This window comes from Myxococcus sp. RHSTA-1-4 (genome assembly GCF_020037125.1).
Classification (GTDB): Bacteria; Myxococcota; Myxococcia; order Myxococcales; family Myxococcaceae; genus Myxococcus.
On sequence record NZ_JAIQDG010000092.1, the window covers coordinates 1 to 3,174 of the forward strand.

Consider the following 3,174-nt stretch of genomic DNA (forward strand, 5'->3'; position numbering starts at 1 on the left):
CGCCCACGGGCAGCGGGCGCAGGCGCTCGTCCAGCACGTACAGGCGCGTGTGAGCCAGCGGCCGGCCCAGCGGCACCATGGCCGGGGCCAGTGCCTCGGCCGGCTGCTCCACGCGGCCCGCGAGCACGCCGACTGTCGTCTCCGTGGGGCCGTAGTGGTTGAACACTTCGCACTTCGGCGCCAGCGCGCGCACCTGGCCCATGAGGGGCCAGGTGGAGGGCTCACCGCCCAGCACCAGCTTCTTGCGCGGAAGCACGTGCTGGGGCTCGGCCGCCGTCAGCAGCGCCGCCAGATGGGAGGGGACGATCTTCACGCAGTCCACCGGGTGGCGCTGGAAGTACTCGGCCACTCCCGCGGGGCTGCTGGCGCGCTCCTGGGTGAGGACGTGGAGCAGGCCGCCGGTGAAGAGGGCAGGGAAGAGCACCGTGTTGCCGAGGTCGGCGACGAAGGTGGAGACGAGGGCGAAGCTGGAGCAGTCCGCCAGGCGGAGCCGCTCGGTGGCCGCGCGTACGTAGTGGATCAGCTGGGCATGAGCCACGGCCACGCCCTTGGGGCGGCCGGTGCTGCCCGAGGTGAAGAGGACGTAGGCCACGTTCTCCCCGGACACGTTGCGCGGCGGCGCATCGGTACGCTGTCCGTCGAGCAGCCCGGCGCCGGTGTCCAGCAGCACCGTGCGTGCCTGAGAGGAGGCAAAGGAGGCCGCGTGCTGGGACACGGTCACCACCGCGGGGGCGGACACCTCGTCCACCAGGGACTGGAGGCGCAGAGCGGGCTGTGCCGGGTCCAGAGGGACGTAGGCGCCACCGGCCTTCCAGACGCCGAGGAGCGCCACGAGGGTGTCCACGGAGCGGTCCAGGCAGAGGGCCACGCACGTCTCGGGGCCGACGCCCAGCGAGCGCAGGTGCCAGGCCAACTGGTTGGCACGAGCGTCGAGCTGGGCATAGGTGAGGACGGAGTCCTCACACTGGACGGCGGGCGCGTCCGGAGTCCTGGCCACCTGGAGCTCGAAGGCATGGTGGAAGCAGGAGTCGGCCGGGACGGAGGAGGTGGTGGTGTTCCAGTCGACGAGCACCTGCTGTCGCTCGGAGGGAGTCAGCAGCGGCAGCTCGGAGAGGCGCTGGTCCGGCTGGGAGACGATGGCCTCCAGCAGCACCTGGAGGTGCCGCACCATGCGCGCCGCGGTGGCTTCCGTGAAGAGGTCCGCATGGAATTGCAGGGTGCCTCGGAAGCCCTCGGGCGTTTCGAAGAGGCTGAGGTTGAGCTCGAACTTGGCCACGTCCCCGCCATGCGCCGCCATCTGCCGGAGCGACAGCGAGGGGAGGTGCATGTCCTGCGTCGGGATGTTCTGAAGGGCGAAGAGCACCTGGAAGAGCGGCGAGCGGCTCAGGTCGCGGACCGGTTGCAGCTCCTCGACCAGCTTCTCGAAGGGCACGTCCTGGTGCGCGTAGGCGCCCAGGGTCATCTCCTTCACGCGGCCCAGCAGGGTACGGAATGACGGGTTGTCGTCCAGGCGGGTCCGCAGCGCCAGGGTGTTGATGAAGAAGCCGATGAGGCTCTCCAGCTCGCTGAAACGGCGGCCGGCGATGGGCGAGCCGACGACGACGTCCTCCTGGCCGGAATAGCGGGAGAGCAGGAGCTGGAAGGAAGCCAGCAACAGCATGAAGGGCGTGGCGCCCTCGCGCTGTGCCAGGGCCTTGAGGGCTTCGCTCAGCTCACGGGGCAGGCTCACCGGCACCGTGGCGCCCCGGTGCGACAGCTCCGGCGGACGGACAAAGTCGGTGGGCAGCTCGAGGTGAGGAGGCGCCCCGGCCAGTTGCTCCATCCACCAGCCGAGCTGCGCTTCGAGCACCGGGCCTTGCAGCCACTGGCGCTGCCAGAGGGCGTAGTCGGCGTACTGCACCGGCAGCGGGGGCAGCGGCGAAGGCTGGCCCTGGCGCAGGGCCTCGTAGAGGGCTGCCACTTCTCGCACCAGCACTCCGGAGGACCAGCCGTCGGAGATGATGTGGTGCACATTGAGCAACAGCGCATGCCGGTGCTCGTCCAGGCGCAGCAGGCTCACGCACAGCAGCGGCCCGGTGGCCAGGTTGAAGGGCCGCAGCGCGTGCTCGGAGGCGAGGCGGTGCGCTTCGTCCATGCGCTGGGCTTCGGGCAGGCCCGTCAGGTCCACGACCACCAGGTGCACAGCGGAGGGCGGGTGGATGAGCTGGACGGGCTGGCCCTCCTCGGCGCTGAACGTGGTGCGCAGGGACTCATGGCGGCGCACCAGCTCCGTGAATGCGGACTCCAGTGCCTCGATGTCCAGCACCCCCTCCAGCAGCAGGGTGATGGGCATGTTGTACTGCACGCTTCCGGGCTGGAGCTGATCGAGGAACCACAGGCGTTGCTGGGCGAAGGACAGGGGCAGCGAGCCGGAGCGGGGGGCGGGGAGCAGCGGCGGCAGGGACACCGAGGTGCGCTGGCGCCGGGCCTCCTCGATGCGAGGGGCGAGCCGGACGAGGGTGGGCGCCTCGAAGAGCGCGCGCAGGGGGAGTTCCACCTCGAAGGTCTTGCGCACGCGGGAGACGACCTGGGTGGCCAGCAGGGAGTGGCCGCCCAGCTCGAAGAAGTCGTCGTGGATGCCCACCTTGTCCACGCGAAGCACCTCGGCCCACAGCGCGGCCAGTTGCTGTTCGGTGGGGGTACTCGGTGCGACGAAGGGCCGCAGCTCTGCGCGCGAATCGGGAGCGGGCAGGGCCTTCCTGTCCACCTTGGCGTTGGCGGTGAGGGGGAAGGAGTCCAGGCGCAGCAGCGCCGAGGGCACCATGTACTCGGGCAGCCGTCCTTGCAGATGCGCGCGCAGGGCCGCCATGTCCAGCGAAGCGTCGCCCGTGACGTAGCCGACGAGGCGCTTGTCTCCGGGCACGTCCTCGCGCGCCAGGGCGACGGCCTCGCGCACGCCGGAGAAGGCCAGCAGCGCCGCTTCGACTTCGGCCAGCTCGATGCGGAAGCCACGCACCTTCACCTGGAAGTCGCGGCGGCCGAGGAACTCCAGGACGCCGTCCTGGCGCCAGCGGGCGAGGTCACCCGTGCGGTACATGCGAGCGCCCGGGATGGAGCTGAAGGGATTGGGGAGGAAGCGCTCTGCGGTGAGGTCGGGGCGGCGCACGTAGCCGCGAGCCAGGCCGTCACCGGAGA

General features: G+C 70.7%; 1 protein-coding gene. It reads right to left on the reverse strand.

Annotated features, from left to right (window positions below; genetic code table 11):
• Positions 1-3,174, reverse strand: a 3,174-nt coding sequence (locus K8638_RS43995; RefSeq protein WP_223760778.1) for a condensation domain-containing protein, incomplete at both ends; no start/stop codon positions are given.